We start from the raw sequence: 24,013 nt of genomic DNA, 5'->3' as shown, positions 1-24,013 counted from the left end.
GTGCCGAGTGGTGGGGCGAGGACCTTTTGGTTACTTTTGGGTCCTTCCAAAAGTGACCCGCTGTAAGAGCGGAACCACCAGCAGCCGTTACCACAGGAATGGATATGTACACCGACCCAACGCCTTCGCGGGCAAGCCCACTCCCACATTTGGAACGTGGGGCATCAGTTAAATAGGGGTCGGCTATCACGCCGCTATCGCAGGCAAGCCCGCTCCCACACTGGAATCGCGTGCACACCGTCAAATCCCACATAGCTCACGTAACAGTTCAGTATCCAAATGGTTTTCCACCAAGTCAGCCAGACGCTCGATATCACGCTCGCGCAAAGCGTGATAGTCCACTGCCTGCACATCCTCCAACCCCGCCCAACGCAGCAAAGCACTGCACGCCGCCGCTGTTTCGAACAAACCGTGCAGGTAAGTGCCAAGGATCTGCCCATCCGCACTCTGGGCACCATCGCTGCGCCCGTCATCCAACAACACCGCAGCATTCGACAAGCCATCGCCGGTCGTCACGCCCGCATGGATCTCATACCCGCTGACCTGCGCATCCTCGAGCAACAAACGCCCGCGCACGTTGCGCAGCTGCTTCTCTTCTTCCAGCGTGGTGCTGAACGCCAGCAACCCCAGGCCATCGCTGGAACCGGCGGGCCCTTCGAGGCCCAGCGGGTCATGCACCTGCTCGCCGAGCATCTGCAAACCGCCGCAAATACCGAGCACCTTGCCGCCATAGCGCAGGTGCCGTGCCACGGCGGTTTCCCAGCCGTTGGCGCGCAGATAGGCCAGGTCACTGCGCACGCTTTTTGAGCCTGGCAGGATGATCAGGTCGGCGGCAGGAATCGGCTGGCCTGGGCCGACGAACTGCAGATCCACTTGGGGATGCAGGCGCAGCGGATCGAAATCCGTGTGGTTGCTGATACGCGGCAACACCGGCACCACCACCTTGAGCACCTGCGCCGCCTTGTCGATCTGACGCCGGTCGATGCCGTCTTCGGCTTCCAGGTGCAGGTCCATCACGTAAGGCAATACGCCCACCACCGGTTTGCCGGTGCGTGCTTCCAGCCAATCCAATCCCGGTTGCAGCAATGCAATGTCGCCGCGAAAACGGTTGATGATGAACCCTTTGACCCGCGCCTGTTCCGTGGGCGACAGCAATTCCAGGGTGCCGACCAGGTGGGCAAAAACACCGCCGCGATTGATGTCGGCGATCAGCAGCACCGGGCAATCCACCGCCTCGGCGAAGCCCATGTTGGCGATGTCATTGGCGCGCAGGTTGATCTCGGCCGGAGAGCCTGCGCCTTCTACCATCACCACCGGGTAGGCCTCGCTCAACCGTGCGTGGGAGGCCAGCACCGCTTGCATCGCGATGGCTTTGTAGTCGTGATAGGCCACCGCGTTCATGCTGGTCACGGCGCGGCCATGGATGATCACTTGGGAGCCGGTGTCGCTGTTGGGCTTGAGCAGCACCGGGTTCATATCGGTGTGCGGCGCCAGGTTGGCGGCCTGGGCCTGCACCGCCTGGGCGCGACCGATCTCGCCGCCTTCGGCCGTCACCGCGCTGTTGAGCGCCATGTTCTGCGGTTTGAACGGCGCGACCGCCACGCCCTGGCGTATCAGCCAGCGGCACAGCGCCGTCACCAAGGTACTTTTGCCGGCGTCGGAGGTGGTGCCTTGCACCATCAGCGTACTCATGCAGCTTCCTTATAGGCGGCCAGGGCCTCGTCGAGGCGCAGCCAGTCGACCTCAGTGCCGGGCAAGCCAAAACGCAGGCTACTGTCGTGAACAAACAGGCGCAGCAGAATACCGCGCTGGGCCATGAATTCGTACAGGCGTTCGGCGTGGGGCGTGATCAGCCATTGGAATAAGGCGCAGCCGCCCTGGGGTTGAAAGCCGTGGCGCTCAAGCAAGGCGAACAAACGCTGTCCCGCCTCAATGCAACGCACGCGTTGCCGCGCCTGCCCGGCGGTGTCGCGCAGGCACACTTGGCCCAACACCCGCGTCGGGCCGCTGACGGCCCAAGGCCCGACCTGTTCGGCGAGCAGCTTGAGCAGCTTGCGTTCGGCCAATACAAAGCCCAGTCGCACGCCGGCCAGGCCGAAGAATTTACCGAACGAGCGCAGCACAATCAGGCCGACTTGATGCGCCTGGCCCGCCAGGCTCAGTTGCGGGGTGACGTCCATGAAGGCTTCGTCCACCACCAGCCAGCCGCCGCGCCGGGCCAGCCGCGAATGCCAGTCCAGCAAGCGTTGCGGGGTGAGGCTCAGGCCAGTGGGATTGTTGGGATTGACCACCACCAGCACGTCGAGGCTATCGAGAAAGAAATCGACTTCCTGCTCCTGCACTTCGCGCACCACGTAACCGGCACGGCGCCAGGCTTCGGCGTGTTCGGCATAGCACGGCGACAACACCCCGACCTTGCCGGCGCGGCGCAGGCGTGGCAGCAACTGGATGGCCGCCTGGGAGCCCGGCACCGGCAATAGGTGCGCAGCGCCGTAATACTCGCCGGCAGCCTGCTCCAGGCCGTCGTCGGTTTCCGGCAGGCGCGCCCAGGCGCGCAAGGGGATCTCGGGAATCGGCCAGGGCCAGGGCGCGAGGCCGCTGGACAGGTCAAGCCAATTGGCTTCGGCTATCCCGTACTGAATCGCTGCCTTGCGCAGCCGGCCACCGTGTTCAAGCATAGAATTGCGCCCCCGCACATAGGATCAGCAGCCACAACCATACGCCGCGCTGCACCAGTTGCCAGCCCCGGTCGATGGAATCGGCATCCGCCGCCGGGCCTTCGCCCAATGGCGGGCGCTGGTGCACTTCACCGTGATAGATCGCCGCGCCGCCCAGCTCCACGCCCAGGGCGCCGGCACCGGCAGCCATCACCGGACCGGCGTTGGGGCTGTCCCACGTCGGGCCTTGAGTGCGCCAGCATTGAAGCGCCAGTCGGGTTTTGCCGAGTACGGCGTAGGTCAACGCCACCAGGCGCGCGGGAATGTAGTTCAACACATCGTCGATTTTTGCCGCCGCCCAGCCGAAACGTTCAAAGCGCTCGTTGCGATAGCCCCACATGGCATCCAGGGTGTTGCTCAGGCGGTAAAGCACTACGCCCGGCACGCCAGCGACCACAAACCAGAAAATCGCGGCGAATACCGCATCGCTGCCGTTTTCCAGCACCGACTCGGTGGCGGCGCGGGCGACTTCGGTGCGGTCCAGCTCACTGGTCTGGCGACTGACCAGGTAGCTCACACGCTTGCGCGCTTCCTCCAGGTCATCGCTGCGCAGGGCCTGGGCCACGGGCATCACATGTTCGCCGAGGCTGCGCATGCCGAGTGCGCAGTACAACGCCAGGATCTCCAGGACCCAACCGATATACGGCGCCCACGACAAGGCGGTGGCCAGCAGCGTCAACGGCACCACGGCGATCACCCACGCGGTCACGCCATGGCTGCGCCAGCCGCGACCGCCGCTGTTGAAACGTTGCTCGATGCGCCCGGCGAAATTGCCGAACGCCACCAGCGGATGCCAGCGCCTCGGTTCACCCAGCAGCGCGTCCAGCGCCACGGCAGCGACACACAGCAAGGCCACACTCATTGACTCACTCCCCACACATTCTCATACAACATGTCACTTAATGGCCGAGGTTCGGTCCAGCCTTCGAGCTGCAACATCGGTGCCGGGTAGAACGCGTCCACTGGCCCCAGGCACAGCACGGCCAAGGGTTTCGCGCCGGGCGGCAAACCCAGCAGATCGGCCAAGGCCTGAGGCTCGAACAGCGACACCCAGCCCATGCCCAGGCCTTCGACGCGGGTCGCCAGCCACAGGTTCTGGATTGCACAGGACAACGACGCCATGTCCATTTCCGGCAAGGTACGCCGGCCGAAGATGTGCCGCTCGCGATCGTCCATCAACGCCGCCACCAAGACTTCGGCGCAATCGTGAATACCTTCGACCTTGAGCTTCATGAACGCGTCGGAACGTTCGCCCAGGGCCTCGGCAGTGCGCACGCGCTCTTCCTCCACCAACTGTTGAATCTGGCTACGTAACACGCGGTCGCTGATGCGAATAAAGCGCCAGGGCTGCATCAGGCCAACGCTGGGGGCCTGGTGTGCAGCCTGCAGCAGGCGGTGGAGCAATTCGGGGGCGACAGTGCCGCCGCTGAAGTGGCGCATGTCGCGGCGTTCGGCGATGGCACGGTAGACGGCCTGGCGGTCGGCCTCGGGGAAGGCGTTGTCGGTCATGGCCTCTTCGCGGGCAAGTCGAATCCTCGCACCGCCCCTCCCACAGGTTGATCTGTGAACACTGTCGCGGTGGGAGCTGGCTTGCCTGCGATGGCGGTCTCAAGGTCCGGCGCAAACAAGGCGGCCACCGCGGCCGGATTCGACGGGAAATAAAAATGCACGTAGGAAGCCGTCATCCGTCCCTGCCGATACACCGCCTCGGCCCCGCGCCCACCGTTGGGGCTCAGGCCACGGGCAATCGGTTGCCACTCGGTGCTGGTCAGGGAGTGATGATAGGTATGGCCGCGCAGGGTGCCTTCCGGCAATTCGACACTTTGCAGCGCCAGGGCCGCCAGTTTCTTTTGCATCACGGCATCGCCCTGCAGCAGGCCGAGCAGTTTGGCACGGGTGCCTTCAACGTCAGTCAACGAGTCGAGCAGGTAGAGCATGCCGCCGCACTCGGCGAGCAAGGGTTTGCCGGCCACGTGATGGGCACGGATGGCGTCAAGCATCGAGGTATTTTCCGACAGCGCCTGATGATGCAATTCCGGGTAACCACCCGGCAGATAGAGACTGTCGGCGTCAGGCAATTCGCGATCGTGGATCGGCGAGAAGAAGCTCAACTCGGCCCCCATCGCACGTAGCAGGTCGAGGCTGGCGCCGTAGGTAAAGGCAAAGGCTTCGTCGCGGGCCACAGCGATGCGCACGCCATTGAGCAACGGCTCAGCGGGGATCATTTGCGGCGCGGCAAAGGTCACGGGTGGCGGCAAGGCCACTTCGCAACTGCTGCCCAGCGCTTGCGCAGCGGCGTCCAGGCGCACATCGAGGTCATTCAGTTCACTGGCCTGCACCAGGCCGAGGTGCCGGCTGGGTAATTCGATACCGGTCTCGCGGGACAATGCGCCGTACCAGCGCAAGCCTTCGGTGAGGCTGCCTTCAAGCAATTGCGCATGCCGCAGGGTGCCGACGCGGTTGGCCAGCACGCCCGCGAACGGCAGGTCCGGCTGATAACGCGCCAAGCCCAACGCCAGCGCGCCGAACGTCTGCGCCATCGCGGTGCCGTCGATCACACCCAGCACCGGCACGCCGAAGTGCCGCGCCAGGTCGGCGCTCGAGGGTGTACCGTCGAACAGGCCCATCACGCCTTCGATGAGGATCAGGTCCGCCTCCCCTGCCGCTTCCCACAGCAAACGGCGACTTTCCTGCTCGCCGACCATCCACATGTCCAATTGATACACCGGCGCACCGCTGGCACGTTCGTGGATCATCGGGTCGAGGAAGTCCGGGCCGCATTTGAACACGCGCACCTTGCGCCCCAGGTTGCGGTGCAAACGGGCCAGTGCGGCGGTGACGGTGGTTTTGCCCTGGCCGGACGCCGGTGCGGCGATCAATACGGCCGGGCAATGACGGGGCTGATTCAAAGTTCGACGCCCTTCTGTGCCTTGATACCGGCCTGGAACGCGTGCTTGAGCATGCCCATTTCGGTGACGGTGTCGCCCATTTCGATCAGCTCAGGCTTGGCGCCACGGCCGGTGACTACCACGTGTTGCATCGGCGGGCGGGCTTGCAGGTCGCTGAGGACCTGGTCCAAGTCAAGGTAGCCGTGCTTGAGGGCGATGTTCAATTCGTCCAGCACCACCAGGCCGATGGTCGGGTCTTGCAGCAATTCACGGGAAACCGCCCAGGCGGCTTCGGCGGCGGCGATGTCGCGCTGGCGGTCCTGTGTTTCCCAGGTGAAGCCTTCGCCCATCACATGGAAGCGCACTTGCTCGGGGAAGCGGCGGAAGAACAATTCTTCGCCGGTGCTGTTGCGCCCCTTGATGAACTGCACCACGCCGCACTGCATGCCGTGGCCCATGGCCCGCGCCAGCATGCCGAACGCGGAGCTGCTCTTGCCTTTGCCGTTGCCGGTCAATACCAGCAGCAAACCGCATTCGTTGGGGGAATTGGCGATGCGTTCGTCGATCACGGCTTTTTTGCGCAGCATGCGCGCCAGGTGGCGTTCGTCGCGTTCGGGGGAATCGGTCATGGCAGCTCTCCGTTGGGGCTGGACAAAAACGGCGGGCAGGAAAAAGAAACACAGACAGCCAAGCATCGCCCACCGTGATGCTGTTGGATGTTTCAGGCCGGTCTCCGGGCTCATGAGTGGCGCTTGCGTTAATCAAGCAGGCAGGCCGACGGTGCGCCTTCCCATATCGCTGGCGATACAGTGGCAAAAGGCACCGTCTTGACTCATTTACCGTTGCGGGGGCAGCGCCGGAATTGCGGCAGCACTGTGTACAAGTGCGCTCACTCACCGGCTTCCCTGTTTCACTCCGTCGACCCATGGGTCACGGAGCACCTGGAACAAGCCGCGAAGGTTAGTGGGTTGGGGGTGGAGCGTCAATTAAAGCTGGCTTTGGACTTGAACCAACGCCTCGGCTACCTCCTCTACCCTTACAGGTATTAAGGAGAACACCATGCATAAAACCAGACTTGCCCTACTCATCATGGTCGCCGGCACCGTCGCCGCCTGCGGTGAAAGCTCCACCCTCCAGGTCTCCGACGGCACCGGGCCTTCGCCCAAATTGCCGGAACCGAACAAAACCCTGATCCCCACGGTGAATATCGCGCCCGCCATCGGCTGGCCCGAAGGCGTGAAGCCAACCGCCGCTGCCGGCACTCAGGTGGCGGCGTTCGCCGAGGGCCTCGACCACCCGCGCTGGCTGTATGTACTGCCCAACGGCGACGTGCTGGTGGCGGAAACCAACGCGCCACCCAAGCCGGATGATTCCAAAGGCATTCGTGGCTGGGTCATGGAAAAGGTCATGGGCCGCGCCGGTGCCGGGGTACCGAGCCCGAATCGCATCACACTGCTGCGTGATGCCGACCACGACGGCGTCGCGGAAACCCGCACGGTATTCCTGGAAAATCTTAATTCGCCCTTTGGCATGACACTGGTCGGCAACGACCTGTACGTGGCGGACTCGGACAAGCTGTTGCGCTTTGCCTATCAACCGGGCGAAACCGCGATCAAGCAAGCCGGTACTAAGGTGGTCGACCTGCCAGGCGGGCCGTTGAACCACCACTGGACGAAAAACGTGGTGGCCAGCAAGGATGGCAGCAAGCTGTACGTGAGTGTCGGTTCCAACAGCAACGTGGGGGAAAACGGCCTTGAAGCGGAACAGGGCCGTGCGGCGATCTGGGAAGTGGACCGCGCCAGCGGCCAGCACCGCATTTTCGCCTCCGGCCTGCGCAACCCCAACGGCATGGCCTGGGAACCGCAGACAGGCAAGCTGTGGACAGCGGTCAACGAGCGCGATGAGATCGGCAGCGACCTGGTGCCGGACTACATCACCTCGGTCAAGGATGGCGCCTTCTATGGCTGGCCGTTCAGCTACTACGGCCAGCATGTAGACGTGCGCGTCAACCCACAGAATCTCGACTTGGTGGCCAAAGCGATTGCACCGGATTACGCGGTAGGCCCGCATACGGCGTCGTTAGGCCTGACATTCGCAGAGGGCAGCAAGCTTCCAGCGCAATTCAGCCACGGCGCGTTCATCGGCCAGCATGGTTCGTGGAACCGCAAGCCGCACAGTGGCTACAAGGTGATCTTCGTGCCGTTCGAAAGTGGGCAACCCAAAGGACAGCCGGTGGACGTGCTGACCGGGTTCCTCGACAAGGATGAGAAAGCCATGGGCCGGCCGGTAGGTGTGGTGATTGATCAGCAGGGGGATTTGCTGGTGGCGGATGACGTGGGGAATAAGGTGTGGCGCGTGTCGGCGGCTAAATAAACACCGCAAAGCCAATGTGGGAGGAGGTTTGCTGTGATTAGGGAGGCGCGACGATTCGACTTGTCCCCCGCCGGGTTCACTGAGGATCCGGTGGGGCCGCTTCGCAGCCCAGCGCAGGGCAAGCCTGCTCACCACAGCAAGCCCACCTTTGGGCCTGGGTTTAATTCAGGGATTACGCGCCAGATTCGCCGGCAACACGCGTTTGGCGCTCAGGTAGGCATTCTGCCAATACGCCTTGGACAGGGTATCCAGCTTCACCGTACCGCCGGTTTGCGGCGCGTGCACAAAGCGGCCCTCCCCCACGTAGATCCCGGCATGGCTGACCTGGGAACCGCCACCGGTGGCGAAGAACAAGAGGTCGCCGGTCTGCAGGTTTTGCTCGCTGACATCCTGGGCGCGCATCACAATCAGTTCACGGGTGGTACGCGGCAAGGAGATCCCGGCAGCATCACGGAAGACAAACCCAATCAGGCCGCTGCAATCAAACCCCGAGTCCGGGGTATTCCCCCCCCAACGGTACGGCGTACCAACCAGGCCAAGCGCACGAAAAAGCACGTCTTCGGCCGCAGGCGAGAAATTCTGGGTGGAGTAGTTGAACACCGGCTTAGGTTTCACCGCGACAGGCGCGGGCGGCGGTGGACGGCTTGCGCAGGCGCTGAGCAGCGCGGCGCAAACAATAAGAATCAGGCGGGCCGAGGTCGACATGTGCAGAACAATCCTGGTCTGGATGCGGCTTTCGCTGCCGAACGCTGAAAACCAGAACGCGCAAGCAAAGCTCGCGCGAACGGATTACAACAATGTCCAGGGATTCTAGCGCTTACACGTCAAACTTCAAGTATCACTTTAAGTTTACTTGCTAGCAGTAACCGTAGTCGGGGCCATGGCGAGTGCGCGCTTGGCTTCGATGAAGGTTTTGCTCCAGTAGCTGTCACCCAGGTTGTCGACTCGAACACCGCCACTGCGACGGCTGCTGGAGTGGATAAACTGGTTATCGCCCAGGTAGATACCGGCATGGCTCACTCGACCACGGCCAGCTGTACTGAAGAAAAGCAGATCACCGGGCTTGAGGTTGTTGCGTGCGACCAACGGTGCATTCACGTTGATCATTTCGCGGGTAGAACGCGGCAGGTTCATGCCAGCTTCTTCGCGAAACAGGTAACCGATGAAGCCGCTGCAGTCGAAACCGGCTTCAGAGGTACCACCGAAACGGTAACGGGTACCGATCAGGGACATGCCGCGTTCGAGGATGCTGTCGGCCAGCACAGGAAGCTGATAAGGCTTGCTGCCGGCGAAGTTGGCCAGCTCTTTTTCGGTTGCCATTTCTTCTTCGTAAACAGAAGCAGACTGTGCAGCAACGAACTTTGCCTGATTTTGAACCTGTGGTTTTTGCTGTTCCGCCACCTGCTGAGGGTGGGAGGCGCAACCAAACAACAGGGTAACGAGTGCGAGAGGCACGAGGGGTGCGAAGCGATTTAGCATGGGCACGACCGTGGCTGATATGTAAAGAAGTCGAGACTATGCCCACTATCACATCGATTTGCAAATTCAATCGTGATCTATGTGACTTCGCGATTGGACTATGACATCTAAGCCGTAATTCCATTTATCGGTTCAAATGCGTAGCCAACGCGGCTCAAACGCAGGTTTCCTGGCGCCTGAAAACTGGCGAAACCCGTAAATTCAACGAGTTACCAGCCCAACGTTTCCTTGAGAAAAGGGATCGTCAATTTTCGTTGAGCTTGCAAAGAAGCCTGGTCGAGCTGTTCGAGCAAGTCGAACAACGCGCTCATGCTGCGCGTGCCACGGGTGAGGATAAAATGCCCGACCTCGTCGGTGAGGTGCAGGCCGCGACGGGAGGCGCGCAGTTGCAAGGCACGCAACTTATCTTCGTCGGACAGCGGGCGCATTTGGAAGATCAGTGCCAAGGTCAGCCGTGACTTGAGGTCGGCCAGCTTGATCGGCAGCTCACGTGGCGAGCTGGACGCCGCAATCAGCAGGCGCCGACCGCTGTCCCGCAAGCGGTTGAATAAGTGAAACAGCGCTTCTTCCCAATCGGCCTTGCCGGCGATCGCTTGCAGATCGTCCAGGCATACCAGCTCGTATTGCTCGAGGTGGTCGAAGATGCCGATGCCACGGTCCATCAACTCAGCCAGAGGCAAGTAAACCGCCGGCTCACCCATCTGCTCGAAACGCAGGCAAGCGGCCTGCAACAGGTGGGTACGCCCTACGCCGTGCTTGCCCCACAGATAGATCAGGCTTTCGGTCCACCCGGCGTCGGCTTCGCAAAGCCGCTCGACATAGCCGAGTGCAGCGGCATTGGCGCCTGGGTAGTAGTTGATAAAGGTGGCGTCATCACGCAGACGCACACCCAAGGGCAGCTGAATCGGTTTCATGCTGACTGAACGGCTCCAAACGAACCGTTAGTGGCCTCTGTGTAAAGTTTGCAAAGTTTATACCCGTGACGCCGGGCGCACAATGCAACAGACCCCAAGCAAAATCAAAGGTTTGCGTTAACTTGTTGGATTTACGCAGATTGTTTGACGCCGCCGCTCCAGAAACAACAAACCCGGCCTGGGCCGGGTTTGCAAAGAAGCGGTTACAGGTCGGGGTCTTCGACCCCTGTATACACCTCCGAATCCTTGTACAGATCATGCACATGACGCACCAGCACCATGATCACCGCCGCCACCGGCAGCGCCAGCAGGATGCCGGTAAAGCCGAACAGCTCCCCGCCCGCCAGGATCGCAAAGATCACCGCCACCGGGTGCAGGCCAATCCGATCGCCTACCAGCAACGGCGTCAGCACCATGCCTTCCAGGGCCTGGCCGACCATGAACACCGCCACAATGCCCAGCATCGGATACAGGTCACCGCCAAACTGGAACAGCCCGGCCACCAGTGCCGCACCGATACCGATCACAAAGCCCATGTACGGCACGATCGCGGCGAGGCCGGCGATCAGGCCGATCAACAGGCCCAGTTCCAGGCCGATGGCCATCAAGCCGGCCGCGTAGATGATCCCCAGGGCCAGCATCACCAGCAACTGCCCACGCACGAATGCACCGAGCACCTCATGGCATTCCTCGGCGAGCGAGACGATTCGCTCCTCACGGTTGCGCGGCAGCAGGCTGCGGATCTTGGCCATCATGATGTCCCAGTCGCGCAGCAGGTAGAACGCGACCACCGGGATCAGCACCAGGTTGGTCAACCAGCCAATCAGCGCCAGGCTGGATGCGGTTGCCTGACTGAGAATGACACCGACGATATCGGTGGTCTGCCCCATGTGTTCGCTGATGGCCGCCTTGACCTTGTCGAACTTCCAGAAGCCATCCGCCAGGCCTAACTTAGCCTGGGCCCACGGCATGGCCGTGTGCTGCAGCCAATCGAGCATCTGCGGCGCCAATTCATACAAGCGGAACAGCTGCTTGGCCAACATCGGCACCAGCACCAACACCAACGCCGTGATAATCAAGGTAAACAGCGCGAACACCGCCACCACCCCCCAGGTCCGCGACAGCCCGGCCTTCTCCAAGCGATCCACCACCGGATCGAACAGGTAGGCCAGCAGCAACGCGACCAGGAACGGCGTCAGGATCGAATGCAGCAAGAAGACAAAAACGCACAGCAGGACGATCCCGCCAAGCCACACCCAACGACGCGTATCCGCCATATACCACTCCACCTATATAAAGAAGAAAACTTCTACCAACGAAAACGCAGCTGCGCCTGAGGCTCAGGTGCTACCGCAGGCTGCGTGCCATCTGTCACGGGTTGCTGGGCCGGCGCCTCGCCTGCGGGAATCTCCTGCAACTTGGCCAAGCTCAACTGGGTGCGCAACTGATCGGCACTGCCGTTGACGCGATACACAATGCGATTGCCATCCACTAACTGTGGTTGGCCGCCAAAAGGCTCCAGCAGATGGCCCAGCGCTGCATAGCGCTCCAGGGTCATGCCTTGCACTTCGAGCAGTTGTTCCGTGCTCACACCCGGCTTGACCGCAAAACGTGGCGCCAGCTTCTGGCTGACCGCCAGCATCACCGCATCCGCCACGGCGCCGGTGTCGGCCCCTTGGGCGGTGCCCTGCTCGCTCTTGTCGCCCAACCACAAACGCCATTTGGCTTGCCATTGACTCCCTTCCTGGCGCGCATGCACAGCCAGCAAGGCGTCGGCGCCGTAACGCTCGGAAGCGGCACGCAAAGGTGTGGCGTCAGCACTTTCCAGATTCGGTGCGGTGGCGACCACCTGCTCATCCAAGTCACCCAGCGGCAGGCGCAGCGGCAGGCCACGGTGTTGTGCCGCACGACGCAGCGCCTGGGCCACGGTCTGGCCATCGCCCACCAGGCTGCTGCCTTCGGTGGAGTCGTTCAGCCACCAGCCGAGGATCGATGGCCGATTGCTGCCCCAGATCGACAGGCCCGCTTCACGCAGGACGCGATCAGTGCTCACCGGGTCGAAATCCACTTGCAGGCTTTCCGGCGGGCCGGCGTCGTAGCCGTATTGGCTGATGATTTGTTGCGGGTCCTTGCGAACCGCCGCCAGGCCCGGGCCATCGGCGGCCTTGGCGTCGCCGGTCAGGCGGATCACCAGGGTCTGCACGGCACGCTGGGTGGCTTGGTCGCGCTCTTGCGGCGATTGGCTGCTGACGGGTTCGAGTACTTGATAAAGGCCATTGAGGGTTTCGGCATGACTCGCCAGGCTGACCAACGACAAGCAGCCTACAAAGAAGAATTTACACAGACGCATGGAAGATTCCCGAACGACAAATTTAGCGGCTGAAACAGACCGCGTGAACTCGGTTTGGCAAGGCTGTGACCACAGCCACCGGTAAAACATTCACAGGGTCTTGGTAAGTTTTCGTACTGTCATAACGATAGCGGGTTAAAGGCTATACCTTAATACGCGCCGAAGCAGACCCCATCAGCATTTTTTTAACCGGCTTTTTTAACCTATATGGCCCTGCCCGTCGGCCCGAGGATGGCCGCTGCCCCTCAAGCCTGATAAAATCGCGCGCCTTCGCAGACCGTCAACGGCTGGGCCTTTTACCAAAAGCGCCTGCCCGCTCGGTCGTTACCCCTGAATCCCCCCTAAAGGCCTGGATCATGAGCAAGCAACCCTCCCTGAGCTACAAGGACGCCGGTGTAGACATCGACGCCGGTGAAGCATTGGTCGAACGCATCAAGAGCGTCGCCAAGCGCACTGCGCGCCCCGAAGTCATGGGCGGCCTGGGCGGTTTTGGCGCCCTCTGCGAAATCCCGGCCGGCTACAAGCAGCCTGTCCTGGTGTCCGGCACCGACGGCGTGGGCACCAAGCTGCGCCTGGCACTGAACCTGAACAAGCACGACACCATCGGCATCGACCTGGTTGCCATGTGCGTCAACGACCTGGTGGTGTGCGGCGCCGAGCCGTTGTTCTTCCTGGACTACTACGCCACCGGCAAGCTGAACGTGGACACCGCTGCCCAAGTGGTCACCGGCATCGGCGCGGGTTGCGAGCTGTCGGGTTGCTCCCTGGTCGGCGGCGAAACCGCTGAAATGCCAGGCATGTACGAAGGCGAAGACTACGACCTGGCCGGCTTCTGCGTCGGCGTGGTGGAAAAAGCCGAAATCATCGACGGCTCCAAAGTCGCTGCCGGTGACGCCCTGCTGGCCCTGCCCTCTTCCGGCCCACACTCCAACGGTTACTCGCTGATCCGCAAGATCATCGAAGTGTCCGGCGCCGACATCGAGAACACCCAGCTCGACGGCAAGCCGCTGACCGACCTGCTGATGGCCCCGACCCGCATCTACGTCAAGCCACTGCTCAAGCTGATCAAGGACACTGGCGCAGTCAAAGCCATGGCCCACATCACTGGCGGCGGTCTGCTGGACAACATCCCGCGCGTACTGCCAAAAGGCGCCCAGGCGATCGTCGACGTGGCCAGCTGGCAGCGTCCTGCGGTATTCGACTGGCTGCAAGAGAAAGGCAACGTTGACGAAACCGAAATGCACCGCGTGCTGAACTGCGGCGTCGGCATGGTCATCTGCGTGGCGCAAGAACACGTTGAAACCGCGCTGAACGTATTGCGTGAAGCCGGCGAGCAGCCATGGGTCATCGGCCAGATCGCCACTGCCCCGGAAGGCGCAGCTCAGGTCGAACTGAAGAACCTCAAGGCTCACTGATGCCTCAGACCTGTGATGTCGTGGTGCTGCTTTCCGGCACCGGCAGTAACTTGCAGGCCTTGATCGACAGCACGCGCACCGGCGACAGCCCGGTGCGCATTGCTGCGGTGATCTCCAACCGCAGCGACGCCTACGGCCTGCAACGCGCCAGGGACGCGGGTATCGAAACCCGCTCTCTGGATCACAAGACGTTCGATGGCCGCGAGGCCTTCGACAGTGCCTTGATCGAACTCATCGACGCCTTCAACCCCAAACTCGTGGTACTCGCCGGTTTCATGCGCATCCTCAGCGCTGATTTCGTGCGGCATTACGAAGGGCGCCTGCTCAATATCCACCCTTCCCTGCTGCCCAAGTACAAAGGCATGCACACGCACCAGCGTGCGCTCGACGCCGGCGACAGCGAGCATGGCTGCAGCGTGCACTTCGTCACCGAGGAACTCGATGGCGGGCCTCTGGTCGTACAGGCAGTGGTTCCGGTAGAGTCTGACGACTCGGCGCAGAGCCTTGCGCAACGGGTTCACACCCAGGAACACAGGATTTACCCGCTGGCCGTTCGCTGGTTTGCCGAGGGGCGGTTGATTCTCGGTGACCAGGGTGCATTATTGGACGGTCAGTTACTTGCGGCCAGCGGCCACTTGATTCGAACCTAGGAGATTTTATGCGTCGCGCCCTGCTCTTCGCTTTTGCGCTGTTCGCCTTGCCTGCCGTGCAAGCAGCAGACCTACACCCTTTCTCCGTCAGCTACACCGCCGACTGGAAACAGTTGCCCATGAGTGGTTCGGCCGAACGCAGCCTTGCCAAGAATGGCGATGGCACTTGGACCTTGAACTTCAAGGCGTCCATGATGATCGCCAGCCTGACCGAAACCAGCGTGATCCAGTTTGACAAGGACACCCTGCAACCGAAGAGCTACACCTTCGAGCGCGGTGGCCTGGGCAAGGCGAAGAAGATCAACCTGGACTTCGACCAGACCGCCAAGAAAGTCACCGGTTTTGAAAACAAAGATCCGGTCAACGTCGCCCTGCAAAGCGGCATGCTCGACAAGTCGACCTACCAGTTGGCCCTGCAGCGCGATGTGGCTGCCGGCAAGAAGAGCATGAGCTACAACGTGGTCGAAGGCACCGACGTCGACACCTACGACTTCCGCGTGATCGGCCCGGAAAAGGTCCAGACCAAGGTCGGCTCCATCGACGCCATCAAGGTCGAGCGCGTGCGTGACCCGACACAAAGCAAGCGCATCACCCAGATGTGGTTTGCCAAGGACCAGGGCGGCATCCTGGTTGCCCTGCGCCAGGTGGAAACCGACGGCAAGGAATACAACATCATGCTGCAGGACGGCACCGTTGACGGTAAGGCTGTCAAAGGTAGCTGATCGGTAGATGGAACAAGGAGCCTCGCGAATGCGGGGCTTTTTTTCGCCTGTCGATTGAGCTGCCCCTGACGCGAACATGAAACTTTTGTCATAAAACTCAGCACCCTGCGGCGCAATGTCGCGGTTTACGCGGCCTACAGGACTGTTGCATTTGCTGCAATGAATTGTTGCGCGAAAAGTCGGTTTACTTAGCAAGCTAACAAAACATATAACAAAGGCCTGCGACGACTTGCCGCAGATCCACCAGAGATTGGAGCAAGCAGATGACTGTAAAAGTAACTGAACGCGACGACGAACATATGTCCCACGAAGCACTGGGCCATGGGATTCACATCTGGGATGTACACCAGCAAGACCTGCTGGTCGGCATGTTTCACAATGAGAGCGACGCTCATAATTATAAAAACGAGCTTGAATCGCTTGAGATGAAACGCCAGGCACAAAGCTCCTGAAGCTAACGTGTAGTGAGCGGGCTTGCCCCGCGCTGGGTGGCGAAGCCGCCCCACAAAAAACGCCGCATTCTTTCAGGGAGAATGCGGCGTTTGCGTTTTCGGGGCCGCTTCGCAGCCCAACGCAGGGCAAGCCTGCTCACCCCAGGCAAGCGCGCTCACCAAAGGACAAGCGCGCTCACCACAATGGGTTGCTACCGCCTTACCACATCAGATCATCCGGGATCTGGTAGGCGGCGTACGGATCATCCTCGTCAGGCACCTGGCTTTCGGTGAGGATGTTGAGCTGCACGATACGCTCCGGTGCGCGCTCCTGGATCTTCAGCGCCGCTTCGCGCGGGATCACCTCATAGCTGCCACCGTGATGCACGATCGCCAGGGAGCCGTTGCTCAGCTTGTTGCGCATCAGCGTGTTGACCGACAGGCGCTTGACCTTCTTGTCATCCACGAAGTTGTAGTAGTCCTCGGTGGTCAGCTTAGGCAGGCGCGAGGTCTCGATCAGTTGCTTGACCTGCGCCGTACGGGCCTTGGCCTCGGCTTTTTCCTGCTGCTGGCGGTTCAGTTCCTGGTCGCGCTTGACCTTCTCGGCATGTGCCTCGGCTGCCAGGCGGGCCTGGGTGTCATCGACCTCGGCCTGGCCTTTGTGAACCAGGCGTTGCTGTTTCTGTTTCTCTTTGCCGACCTGCTTGGCCTGCTTTTGGTTGACCAGACCTGCTTTGAGCAACTGGTCGCGAAGGGAAAGGCTCATGGTGCTTACTCACTTAGGCAACTGCTCAACCGCAGCTGGACACGTTCTTTTCCTGACGTTTGGCTTCGCCCCAGAGGGCATCCAACGTTTCGAGGGTGCAATCTTCTATGGGTTGGTGCGTGTCGCGCAATGCCTGTTCGATAAATCGGAAACGTCGTTCGAACTTGGCATTGGCCCCACGCAAAGCGGTTTCCGGGTCGACCTTGAGGTGACGGGCCAGGTTGACCGCGGCAAACAGCAGGTCACCGACCTCATCGGCAATGGCCGACGGATCGTTATCGGCCATGGCCTCGAGCACTTCATCCAACTCTTCGCGCACGTTATCCACCACCGGCAAGGCAGACGGCCAGTCGAAACCGACCTGGCTGGCGCGCTTTTGCAATTTGGCGGCACGGGACAAGGACGGCAACGCGGTAGGCACATCGTCCAGCAGGGATAGTTGCTCCGGTGCGTCGGACTTTTCCGCGCGCTCCTCGGCCTTGATCTGCTCCCAACGCGCCTTGACCTGCTCTTCGCTCAGGTGCGGGATATCCAGCGGCGCATACAGATCGCCGGTGGGGAACACATGGGGATGGCGACGGATAAGCTTGCGCGTAATGCTGTCGACCACTCCGGCAAATTCGAAGCGACCTTCCTCCCGTGCCAGCTGGCTGTAATACACCACCTGGAACAACAGGTCGCCCAGCTCGCCTTGCAGGTGATCGAAGTCACCGCGCTCGATGGCGTCGGCGACTTCATAGGCTTCTTCCAACGTGTGCGGGACGATAGTCGCGTAGGTTTGCTTGATGTCCCATGGGCACCCGTATTGCGGGTCGCGCAGGCGGTTCATCAGGTGCAGCAGGTCTTCGAGTGAATACATCGGTCTCTTTCCGCTGACGATCAAATGTGGGAGGGGGCAAGCCCTCTCCCACATTTATGACCGCATCAAGGGGTGCGGTTGCGCCGGGTTTCAATGATGTTCGGCAACTGGGAAATCCGCCCCAGCAACCGCCCCAATGCGTCCAACCCCGGAATCTCGATGGTCAGGGACATCAACGCGGTGTTGTCCTCTTTATTCGAGCGGGTGTTGACCGCCAGCACGTTGATGCGCTCGTTGAGCAGCACTTGCGACACGTCACGCAGCAAGCCGGAACGGTCGTAGGCGCGGATGATGATGTCCACCGGGTAGGTGAGCACCGGTACCGGCCCCCAGCTGACCTGGATGATCCGCTCCGGCTCACGCCCACCCAGTTGCAGCACCGAGGCGCAGTCCTGGCGGTGAATACTCACGCCACGGCCCTGGGTGATGTAACCGACGATGGCATCGCCCGGCAACGGCTGGCAGCAGCCGGCTATTTGCGTCATCAGGTTGCCCACGCCCTGGATCTGGATATCGCCGCGCTTGCCGGGCTTGTAGCCGGTGGCCTTGCGTGGGATCAGTTCCAGCTGTTCGCTGCCGCGCTCCGGCTCGACCAGCTGCTGGGCCAGGTTGACCAGTTGCGCCAGGCGCAAGTCGCCGGCACCCAGCGCGGCAAACATGTCTTCGGCGATCTTCATGTTGGCTTTTTCGGCCAACTTGTCGAAGTCCACCTGAGGCAGGCCCAGGCGTGCCAGTTCGCGTTCAAGCAAGGTTTTACCCGCCGCGACGTTCTGGTCACGCGCCTGCAACTTGAACCAATGGACGATCTTCGCCCGCGCCCGCGACGTGGTGATGTAGCCGAGGTTGGGGTTCAGCCAGTCACGGCTCGGCGTGCCGTGCTTGCTGGTGATGATCTCGACCTGCTCACCGGTCTGCAGGCTGTAGTTGAGCGGCACGATGCGCCCGTTGATCTTGGCGCCCCGGCAGTTGTGACCGATTTCGGTGTGTACGCGGTAGGCAAAATCCAGCGGCGTGGCGCCCTTGGGCAGGTCGATGGCGTGTCCGTCGGGCGTGAAGATATAGACCCGGTCCGGTTCGATATCCACACGCAACTGTTCGGCCAGGCCGCCGATGTCGCCGAGTTCTTCGTGCCATTCCAGCACTTGGCGCAGCCAGGAGATCTTCTCTTCGTATTGGTTGGACCCGGCCTTGACGTCGGTGCCCTTGTAGCGCCAGTGCGCACAGACACCCAGCTCGGCCTCTTCGTGCATGGCGTGCGTGCGGATCTGCACTTCCAGCACCTTGCCCTCGGGGCCGATCACCGCCGTGTGCAAGGAGCGATAGCCGTTTTCCTTGGGGTTGGCGATGTAGTCGTCAAACTCCTTGGGAATGTGCCGCCACAGGGTATGGACGATACCGAGCGCGGTGTAGCAGTCACGCATTTCCGGCACCAGCACACGCACGGCACGCACGTCGTAGATCTGGCTGAAGGCCAGGCCCTTGCGCTGCATTTTGCGCCAGATGGAATAGATGTGTTTGGCGCGACCGCTGATGTCGGCCTCGACGCCGGTGGCCTGCAACTCGGAGCGCAACTGGTTCATCACGTCGGCGATAAAGCGCTCACGGTCGAGCCGCCGCTCGTGCAGCAAGGTGGCAATCTGTTTGTATTGATCGGGTTCGAGGTAGCGGAAGGACAGGTCCTCCAACTCCCATTTGATATGGCCGATACCCAAGCGGTGCGCCAGGGGTGCATAGATGTCGAAGACTTCGCGGGCAACGCGGTTGCGCTTTTCATCGTCGGCCGTCTTCACCGCCCGGATGGCACAGGTGCGTTCGGCCAGCTTGATCAGGGCGACACGAACGTCGTCGACCATCGCCACCAGCATCTTGCGCAGGTTCTCGACCTGGCCCTGGGTGCCCAGCACCATGGATTGACGCGGGCTGAGGCTGGCGCTGATCGCGGCCATGCGCAGCACGCCGTCGATCAGCTTGGCCACCACGGTGCCGAAACGCTGGCTGACGATGGGCAACGCGATGTGCCCTTCGCGTACGCCGCGATAGAGTACGGCGGCGATCAGCGAGTCCTGGTCCAGTTTAAGATCGGCGAGGATCTCGGCGATCTCCAAGCCGGTGCGAAAACTTGAAGTGCCTTCGGCCCACAGGTTCTTGGCCGCATTGTCTTGCTGCTCAGACTCACGAGCGAACTCGCAGGCTGCTTTCAAGGCTTCACGGTCCAGTGCCGGGTCGACACTGACGGCATGATCCAGCCATGCCTCGAGATTGATACTGCCGTCGGTGTTGATCGGCTGGTGTGCTCTCACCTGTACCATCTTGCTTACCTTCCCTACGACGCACCTTGGATGCGTCAAAAATCATCGCTGACCTGCTTTACCTTGATAAAGCTTACACACACTCCCTGGCAGGTCGCGGCCTTGGAGAATGCAGGCCAGTCGGATTAAACGGGCATCCTAGCCCGCTTCAAATAACGCCATGGCCTCGACATGCGCGGTTTGCGGAAACATGTCGAGGATCCCGGCACGTTTTAGCCGGTAGCCTTGCTTGACCAACTCAACCGTGTCCCGCGCCAGCGTGGCCGGGTTGCAGGACACATACACCAGACGCTTGGCCTTGAGGGTAGCGAGCTTGCGCACAACCTCCAGGGCACCGTCACGAGGTGGGTCCAAGAGTACCGCAGAAAAGCCCTGTTTGGCCCATTCCGCGTCGGTCAAAGGCTGAGACAAATCGGCCTGAAAAAACTGCGCATTATGCAAATTGTTGCTGACGGCGTTGACGGCCGCCCGGTCCACCATGGTCTGTACGCCTTCCACCGCCACCACTTCCCGCACTTGGCGAGCGAGCGGCAGGGCGAAATTGCCCAGGCCGCAAAACAGGTCCAACACCCGCTCATCGGGTTGGGGCGCCAGCCATTCCAGGGCCTGGGCGACCATCGCCGCGTTGACCCCGGCGTTGACTTGGACGAAGTCTCCAGGCCGGTAAGCCAGCTCCAGATCCCACTGGTCCAATCGAAACCCCAGAACCGCATCGGCGTCGACCGGTTCCGGCTGACCCTCGCCATGCAGCCACAGCTGGGCATCATGGAAGGTGCAGAATTCTTTCAAAATGTGCAGGTCCGCTTCGGACAGCGGCGCCATATGCCGCAGCAACACGGCGATGGAGGTCCCACTGAACACTTCCACATGCCCCAGCGCCTGAGGTTTGCTCAGGCGGCGGAGCATGTTGGGCAGACGCTGCATGATCGGTTGCAAGGCCTGTACCAGTACCGGGCAATCGTCAATGGCGACGATGTCCTGGCTGGCCACGGCGCGGAAACCGACTGCCAGATGTTTCGCCTTGGCGTCCCAACGCACGGCCACACGGGCGCGGCGACGGTAGCCGAATTCCGGCCCACTCAACGGTGCGGCCCACTCTTGCGGTTCGACATCGGCCACACGGGACAGTTGCTCGGCGAGCATGCGCTGTTTCAGGGCAAGTTGTTCGGCGTGGGGCAAGTGCTGCACGCTGCAACCGCCGCAGCGGCCGAAGTGCGCGCACGGCGCCGGACGCCGCAGTTCGCCGGACTTGAACACCCGTTCGGTGCGCGCCTCCACGATTTTGCCGTGGGTGCCCAGCACGCGCGCTTCCACGTCTTCGCCGGCCAGCGCGCCGTTCACAAACCAGGTGCGGCCTTCAAAGAACACGATGCCGCGGCCGTCATTGGCCAGGCGCTCGATGGTCAAGCGTTGTTTCTTGCCTACCGGAATCTGCGGGGCCCGGCTGCCGCCCGTCGGCTGGAAGCGCAGGCCTCTCTCGTGCTTGGCCATCAGTTGGGTTCGTCGAAAATGCCGGTCGACAAGTATCGGTCGCCTCGGTCACAGATGATCGCGACGATCACCGCGTTTTCCACCTCTTTGGACAAGCGCAACATGCCGGCCACGGCACCACCGGAGGACACACCGCAGAAGATGCCTTCTTCACGGGCCAGGCGGCGCGTGGTGTCTTCGGCTTCACGCTGGGCCATGTCGATGATGCGGTCCACGCGGGTCGCGTTGTAGATCTTCGGCAGATACTCTTCGGGCCAGCGGCGGATGCCCGGGATGGCCGCGCCTTCCATCGGTTGCAGCCCAACGATCTGGATCGCCGGGTTCTGCTCCTTGAGGTAGCGCGAGTTGCCCATGATGGTACCGGTGGTGCCCATGGAGCTGACGAAATGGGTGATGGTGCCCTGGGTCTGGCGCCAGATTTCCGGACCGGTGGTGGTGTAGTGCGCCTCGGGGTTGTCACCGTTGGCGAACTGGTCCAGCACCTGGCCACGGCCTTCGGCGGCCATGCGCTCGGCGAGGTCGCGGGCACCTTCCATGCCCTCTTCCTGGGTCACCAGCACCAGTTCGGCGCCATAGGCGGTCATCGCCGCCTTGCGCTCGGCGCTGCCGTTGTCGGGCATGATCAGCACCATCTTGTAACCCTTGATCGCCGCGGCCATGGCCAGCGCGATCCCGGTGTTACCGGAGGTGGCTTCGATCAGGGTGTCGCCGGGCTTGATCTGCCCGCGCAACTCGGCGCGGGTGATCATCGACAGCGCCGGGCGGTCTTTTACCGAACCGGCCGGGTTGTTCCCTTCAAGCTTGAGCAACAGGGTATTGCTGGTTTCACCCGCCATGCGTTGCAAGCGGACCAGGGGGGTGTTGCCGACGCAATCGGCGATTGTAGGGTACTGCAAGGTCATGGCGTATTCGCAATCCAGACTGCGGGGGCGAACATCATACCGGGAAAGGCCGGCGGGCCATATCACGCAAAGTGCGGTGCTTATGGCTTATAGGAATAAGCGAGCGAGGTGGTGGCTGGGCAGACGCTATCGGGGGCAAGCCCCCTCCCACATTCGCGCGCATTCTCGTGCTGGAATTCGGTCAACTGTAAGAGGGGGCTTGCCCCCGATGGCCGCACCTCGACAACCCGCCTAGCCCAAATGCCGATCGCCATGATTTTTCTGAAAAACCTCCTCCCCCATCGCTGCAATCTGCCCGTCGATCAGCGCCTCAAAGGGTTTGAGCAGCAGCTCGAACGATGCCGGTGCCTCCAGCACCTGCAACGCCTGCACAATGGCCTCAACCGTTGACAGGGCTCCCGGCCCGGGCGCTTTGCGCAGCCGATAACGCGATACAGCGCCCTCGGCCAGCGTCACCCGTGGCAGCGCTGCCAGCAACGGATTGAGGTGCAGCAATTTGCGCGCCTTGCGCCAGGTGCCGTCGGGGACCACCAGCAACAGCGGTTGATCCCCAGGCACATAGGCTTGCAGCGGCTGGGCGTCGTCAGCCGGAAACAACAGCCGCGCCTGATAGCCAGGCGGGTTCAATAAGGCCGGCAGATCATCAAAGACCTCACCCACTATCAACTGCGCATTGTTCAAGCCCAACGCCGCCAACCGCGCGGTATTGAGCGCATGGTTGACCTCGCTCGGGTGCTGCAACAGCAACACGCGGGTGCGGCTGTCGAGGCTGGGGATCAACGCGCACAGGCAATGGGTGGCGGGTCGCAGGCAGCGCGGGCATTGGGGTCTGGACATGGATTATCAGGCCTGGTTGAGCTGGGCTTTGAGCAGATCGCGGAAGGTCTGGATCAACGGTTCACGGCTGCGCCCGCGGCGCATGATCATCGAAAACGGCGCCTGGTAACCGAAGGTGGCCGGCAGCAATACGCGCAAATCCCCCTTGTCGGCCCAGGCCTGGGCGTAGTGCTCAGGCAGGTAGCCGATATAGGCGCCGGACAGCACCAGGATCAACTGAGCCTCCATACTTTCCACGGTCGCCGCGCTGTGTTTGAAACCATGGCGCGCCAGTTCGGCCTGGCTCCAGTAGCCGCGACCGACCATGCGTTGCTGGGTGATCACTTGCTCCGGGATGCGGCGCTCGTTGAACAGCGGGTGCCGGGTGCTGCAATACAACCAGTGCTGCTCGCGGTACAACGGCATGTAGATCAGCCCACTCATGCGGTTGGAGAAAGCACCGATGGCCAGGTCGAGGCGATTGTCCTGCACACCGAGTTGCAGTTCGTAGGGGCTCATCACCGACAAATGCAGGTGCACCGCCGGGTGCTCCTGGCTGTAGGCGCCGATGACTTCGGCGAACGGCAGCGCCTTGTCGCTGACGGTGGAGTCGAGCACCCCGAGCTTGAGGGTGCCGCGCAACTCGCCTTTCAAGGCTGCGGCGTATTGCTCGAAACCTTCCAGTTCGCCCAGTAACCGCAGGGTTTCCTGATGGAACAGCTCGCCTTTGCTGGTCAGGCTGAAACCGCCCCGGCCGCGATGGCACAGCACCAGGCCCAACGCCGATTCCAGTTGGCTCATGTAAGTGCTGATGGCCGACGTGGATAGGTTGAGTTCGTGCTGGGCATTGGCGAATCCCTGGTGCCGCACGACGCTGACGAAGATCCGCAGGAGTTTCAGGTCGGGCAAGGCGTTGGCCATGGGGTCTCCA

Annotated in this window: 23 protein-coding genes and 1 riboswitch; of the genes, 5 read left to right on the top strand and 18 right to left on the bottom strand. The window is 61.7% G+C overall.

Annotated elements, in window-relative coordinates:
- Window positions 1-240: 240 nt before the first annotated feature.
- From AC3ZU9_RS08105 to cobO, 6 genes are read right to left on the bottom strand one after another with little or no spacing between them, the layout of a single operon-like run.
- On the bottom strand, window positions 241-1,692 hold the full coding sequence (locus AC3ZU9_RS08105; RefSeq protein ID WP_015885236.1) for a cobyric acid synthase: 1,452 nt from the start codon (window positions 1,690-1,692) through the stop codon (window positions 241-243).
- A complete protein-coding gene (gene cobD / locus AC3ZU9_RS08100; RefSeq protein WP_122810118.1) occupies window positions 1,689-2,678 on the bottom strand; it encodes a threonine-phosphate decarboxylase CobD in 990 nt (329 codons plus the stop codon). Before cobD ends, AC3ZU9_RS08105 begins: the two co-directional genes overlap by 4 nt.
- Window positions 2,671-3,579 carry an adenosylcobinamide-phosphate synthase CbiB gene (gene cbiB / locus AC3ZU9_RS08095; protein WP_046036015.1) on the bottom strand — a complete coding sequence of 303 codons (909 nt, stop codon included), beginning with the start codon at window positions 3,577-3,579 and terminating at the stop codon, window positions 2,671-2,673. Before cbiB ends, cobD begins: the two co-directional genes overlap by 8 nt.
- Window positions 3,576-4,226 (bottom strand): 5,6-dimethylbenzimidazole synthase, encoded by a 651-nt coding sequence (gene bluB, locus AC3ZU9_RS08090; protein WP_490090547.1) that lies wholly within the window; start codon window positions 4,224-4,226, stop codon window positions 3,576-3,578. Before bluB ends, cbiB begins: the two co-directional genes overlap by 4 nt.
- Window positions 4,223-5,626: a cobyrinic acid a,c-diamide synthase CobB gene (locus AC3ZU9_RS08085; protein WP_102062007.1), complete on the bottom strand. Its 1,404-nt coding sequence runs from the start codon at window positions 5,624-5,626 to the stop codon at window positions 4,223-4,225. Before AC3ZU9_RS08085 ends, bluB begins: the two co-directional genes overlap by 4 nt.
- Entirely contained in the window at window positions 5,623-6,234 is a 612-nt protein-coding gene (cobO, locus tag AC3ZU9_RS08080) for a cob(I)yrinic acid a,c-diamide adenosyltransferase (protein ID WP_015885241.1), read from the bottom strand. The genes AC3ZU9_RS08085 and cobO overlap by 4 nt, the downstream gene beginning before the upstream one ends.
- Window positions 6,235-6,312: 78 nt before the next feature.
- Window positions 6,313-6,565, bottom strand: a riboswitch (cobalamin riboswitch).
- A gap of 99 nt (window positions 6,566-6,664) precedes the next feature.
- Here cobO and AC3ZU9_RS08075 point away from each other — a divergent pair.
- The gene (locus AC3ZU9_RS08075) at window positions 6,665-7,978 is read left to right on the top strand and encodes a PQQ-dependent sugar dehydrogenase (RefSeq protein ID WP_490090546.1); all 1,314 of its coding nucleotides are present in this window, start codon (window positions 6,665-6,667) and stop codon (window positions 7,976-7,978) included.
- A gap of 165 nt (window positions 7,979-8,143) precedes the next feature.
- On the opposite strand, the gene AC3ZU9_RS08070 is transcribed toward AC3ZU9_RS08075, so the two are convergent.
- The 5 genes from AC3ZU9_RS08070 to AC3ZU9_RS08050 all read right to left on the bottom strand — a co-directional run bounded on the left by AC3ZU9_RS08070 (window position 8,144) and on the right by AC3ZU9_RS08050 (window position 12,721).
- Entirely contained in the window at window positions 8,144-8,683 is a 540-nt protein-coding gene (locus AC3ZU9_RS08070; protein ID WP_046036011.1) for a C40 family peptidase, read from the bottom strand.
- 144 nt (window positions 8,684-8,827) lie between these two features.
- Entirely contained in the window at window positions 8,828-9,457 is a 630-nt protein-coding gene (locus AC3ZU9_RS08065; protein ID WP_043205719.1) for a C40 family peptidase, read from the bottom strand.
- A 209-nt stretch (window positions 9,458-9,666) separates the two neighbouring features.
- Window positions 9,667-10,371: a DnaA regulatory inactivator Hda gene (gene hda, locus AC3ZU9_RS08060; protein WP_015885245.1), complete on the bottom strand. Its 705-nt coding sequence runs from the start codon at window positions 10,369-10,371 to the stop codon at window positions 9,667-9,669.
- A 203-nt stretch (window positions 10,372-10,574) separates the two neighbouring features.
- Window positions 10,575-11,648: an AI-2E family transporter gene (locus AC3ZU9_RS08055; protein ID WP_064052705.1), complete on the bottom strand. Its 1,074-nt coding sequence runs from the start codon at window positions 11,646-11,648 to the stop codon at window positions 10,575-10,577.
- Window positions 11,649-11,680: 32 nt separating this feature from the next.
- Window positions 11,681-12,721 carry a DUF2066 domain-containing protein gene (locus tag AC3ZU9_RS08050; RefSeq protein ID WP_046036010.1) on the bottom strand — a complete coding sequence of 347 codons (1,041 nt, stop codon included), beginning with the start codon at window positions 12,719-12,721 and terminating at the stop codon, window positions 11,681-11,683.
- 356 nt (window positions 12,722-13,077) lie between these two features.
- On the opposite strand from AC3ZU9_RS08050, the gene purM reads away from it, so the two are divergent.
- From purM to AC3ZU9_RS08030, 4 genes are all read left to right on the top strand, one after another.
- Window positions 13,078-14,136, top strand: coding sequence for a phosphoribosylformylglycinamidine cyclo-ligase (gene purM / locus AC3ZU9_RS08045; RefSeq protein WP_015885248.1), 1,059 nt, complete (start codon window positions 13,078-13,080; stop codon window positions 14,134-14,136).
- Window positions 14,136-14,786 carry a phosphoribosylglycinamide formyltransferase gene (gene purN / locus AC3ZU9_RS08040; RefSeq protein WP_015885249.1) on the top strand — a complete coding sequence of 217 codons (651 nt, stop codon included), beginning with the start codon at window positions 14,136-14,138 and terminating at the stop codon, window positions 14,784-14,786. Before purM ends, purN begins: the two co-directional genes overlap by 1 nt.
- 8 nt (window positions 14,787-14,794) lie before the next feature.
- Complete coding sequence (locus tag AC3ZU9_RS08035) at window positions 14,795-15,508, top strand: DUF3108 domain-containing protein (RefSeq protein WP_015885250.1); 714 nt, start codon at window positions 14,795-14,797, stop codon at window positions 15,506-15,508.
- A gap of 263 nt (window positions 15,509-15,771) precedes the next feature.
- Complete coding sequence (locus AC3ZU9_RS08030; protein ID WP_003175379.1) at window positions 15,772-15,960, top strand: hypothetical protein; 189 nt, start codon at window positions 15,772-15,774, stop codon at window positions 15,958-15,960.
- A 199-nt stretch (window positions 15,961-16,159) separates the two neighbouring features.
- On the opposite strand, the gene AC3ZU9_RS08025 is transcribed toward AC3ZU9_RS08030, so the two are convergent.
- From AC3ZU9_RS08025 to AC3ZU9_RS07995, 7 genes are all read right to left on the bottom strand, one after another.
- A complete protein-coding gene (locus AC3ZU9_RS08025) occupies window positions 16,160-16,705 on the bottom strand; it encodes a DUF2058 domain-containing protein (protein WP_003230516.1) in 546 nt (181 codons plus the stop codon).
- A gap of 25 nt (window positions 16,706-16,730) precedes the next feature.
- Window positions 16,731-17,564 (bottom strand): nucleoside triphosphate pyrophosphohydrolase, encoded by an 834-nt coding sequence (mazG, locus tag AC3ZU9_RS08020; protein WP_015885251.1) that lies wholly within the window; start codon window positions 17,562-17,564, stop codon window positions 16,731-16,733.
- Between the two features lie 65 nt (window positions 17,565-17,629).
- Window positions 17,630-19,873: a GTP diphosphokinase gene (gene relA / locus AC3ZU9_RS08015; protein WP_015885252.1), complete on the bottom strand. Its 2,244-nt coding sequence runs from the start codon at window positions 19,871-19,873 to the stop codon at window positions 17,630-17,632.
- Window positions 19,874-20,011: 138 nt separating this feature from the next.
- Window positions 20,012-21,364, bottom strand: coding sequence for a 23S rRNA (uracil(1939)-C(5))-methyltransferase RlmD (gene rlmD / locus AC3ZU9_RS08010; RefSeq protein ID WP_490090545.1), 1,353 nt, complete (start codon window positions 21,362-21,364; stop codon window positions 20,012-20,014).
- Entirely contained in the window at window positions 21,364-22,266 is a 903-nt protein-coding gene (gene cysM / locus AC3ZU9_RS08005) for a cysteine synthase CysM (RefSeq protein WP_015885254.1), read from the bottom strand. Before cysM ends, rlmD begins: the two co-directional genes overlap by 1 nt.
- A 231-nt stretch (window positions 22,267-22,497) precedes the next feature.
- Window positions 22,498-23,103: a tRNA-uridine aminocarboxypropyltransferase gene (locus AC3ZU9_RS08000; RefSeq protein WP_064052701.1), complete on the bottom strand. Its 606-nt coding sequence runs from the start codon at window positions 23,101-23,103 to the stop codon at window positions 22,498-22,500.
- A gap of 6 nt (window positions 23,104-23,109) precedes the next feature.
- Window positions 23,110-24,003: a LysR family transcriptional regulator gene (locus AC3ZU9_RS07995; protein ID WP_049712094.1), complete on the bottom strand. Its 894-nt coding sequence runs from the start codon at window positions 24,001-24,003 to the stop codon at window positions 23,110-23,112.
- Window positions 24,004-24,013 lie beyond the last annotated feature (10 nt).

The organism is Pseudomonas sp. A39, from assembly GCF_058145955.1.
This window is presented reverse-complemented; position numbering and strand designations above follow the sequence as displayed.

Bases quoted from the DNA above. Each gene is read 5' to 3' on its own strand.
- AC3ZU9_RS08105 (WP_015885236.1), bottom strand. From the start codon at position 1,692: ATGAGTACGCTGATGGTGCAAGGCACCACCTCCGACGCCGGCAAAAGT.
- cobD (WP_122810118.1), bottom strand. From the start codon at position 2,678: ATGCTTGAACACGGTGGCCGGCTGCGCAAGGCAGCGATTCAGTACGGG.
- cbiB (WP_046036015.1), bottom strand. From the start codon at position 3,579: ATGAGTGTGGCCTTGCTGTGTGTCGCTGCCGTGGCGCTGGACGCGCTG.
- bluB (WP_490090547.1), bottom strand. From the start codon at position 4,226: ATGACCGACAACGCCTTCCCCGAGGCCGACCGCCAGGCCGTCTACCGT.
- cobO (WP_015885241.1), bottom strand. From the start codon at position 6,234: ATGACCGATTCCCCCGAACGCGACGAACGCCACCTGGCGCGCATGCTG.
- AC3ZU9_RS08075 (WP_490090546.1), top strand. From the start codon at position 6,665: ATGCATAAAACCAGACTTGCCCTACTCATCATGGTCGCCGGCACCGTC.
- AC3ZU9_RS08070 (WP_046036011.1), bottom strand. From the start codon at position 8,683: ATGTCGACCTCGGCCCGCCTGATTCTTATTGTTTGCGCCGCGCTGCTC.
- AC3ZU9_RS08065 (WP_043205719.1), bottom strand. From the start codon at position 9,457: ATGCTAAATCGCTTCGCACCCCTCGTGCCTCTCGCACTCGTTACCCTG.
- hda (WP_015885245.1), bottom strand. From the start codon at position 10,371: ATGAAACCGATTCAGCTGCCCTTGGGTGTGCGTCTGCGTGATGACGCC.
- AC3ZU9_RS08055 (WP_064052705.1), bottom strand. From the start codon at position 11,648: ATGGCGGATACGCGTCGTTGGGTGTGGCTTGGCGGGATCGTCCTGCTG.
- AC3ZU9_RS08050 (WP_046036010.1), bottom strand. From the start codon at position 12,721: ATGCGTCTGTGTAAATTCTTCTTTGTAGGCTGCTTGTCGTTGGTCAGC.
- purM (WP_015885248.1), top strand. From the start codon at position 13,078: ATGAGCAAGCAACCCTCCCTGAGCTACAAGGACGCCGGTGTAGACATC.
- purN (WP_015885249.1), top strand. From the start codon at position 14,136: ATGCCTCAGACCTGTGATGTCGTGGTGCTGCTTTCCGGCACCGGCAGT.
- AC3ZU9_RS08035 (WP_015885250.1), top strand. From the start codon at position 14,795: ATGCGTCGCGCCCTGCTCTTCGCTTTTGCGCTGTTCGCCTTGCCTGCC.
- AC3ZU9_RS08030 (WP_003175379.1), top strand. From the start codon at position 15,772: ATGACTGTAAAAGTAACTGAACGCGACGACGAACATATGTCCCACGAA.
- AC3ZU9_RS08025 (WP_003230516.1), bottom strand. From the start codon at position 16,705: ATGAGCCTTTCCCTTCGCGACCAGTTGCTCAAAGCAGGTCTGGTCAAC.
- mazG (WP_015885251.1), bottom strand. From the start codon at position 17,564: ATGTATTCACTCGAAGACCTGCTGCACCTGATGAACCGCCTGCGCGAC.
- relA (WP_015885252.1), bottom strand. From the start codon at position 19,873: ATGGTACAGGTGAGAGCACACCAGCCGATCAACACCGACGGCAGTATC.
- rlmD (WP_490090545.1), bottom strand. From the start codon at position 21,364: ATGGCCAAGCACGAGAGAGGCCTGCGCTTCCAGCCGACGGGCGGCAGC.
- cysM (WP_015885254.1), bottom strand. From the start codon at position 22,266: ATGACCTTGCAGTACCCTACAATCGCCGATTGCGTCGGCAACACCCCC.
- AC3ZU9_RS08000 (WP_064052701.1), bottom strand. From the start codon at position 23,103: ATGTCCAGACCCCAATGCCCGCGCTGCCTGCGACCCGCCACCCATTGC.
- AC3ZU9_RS07995 (WP_049712094.1), bottom strand. From the start codon at position 24,003: ATGGCCAACGCCTTGCCCGACCTGAAACTCCTGCGGATCTTCGTCAGC.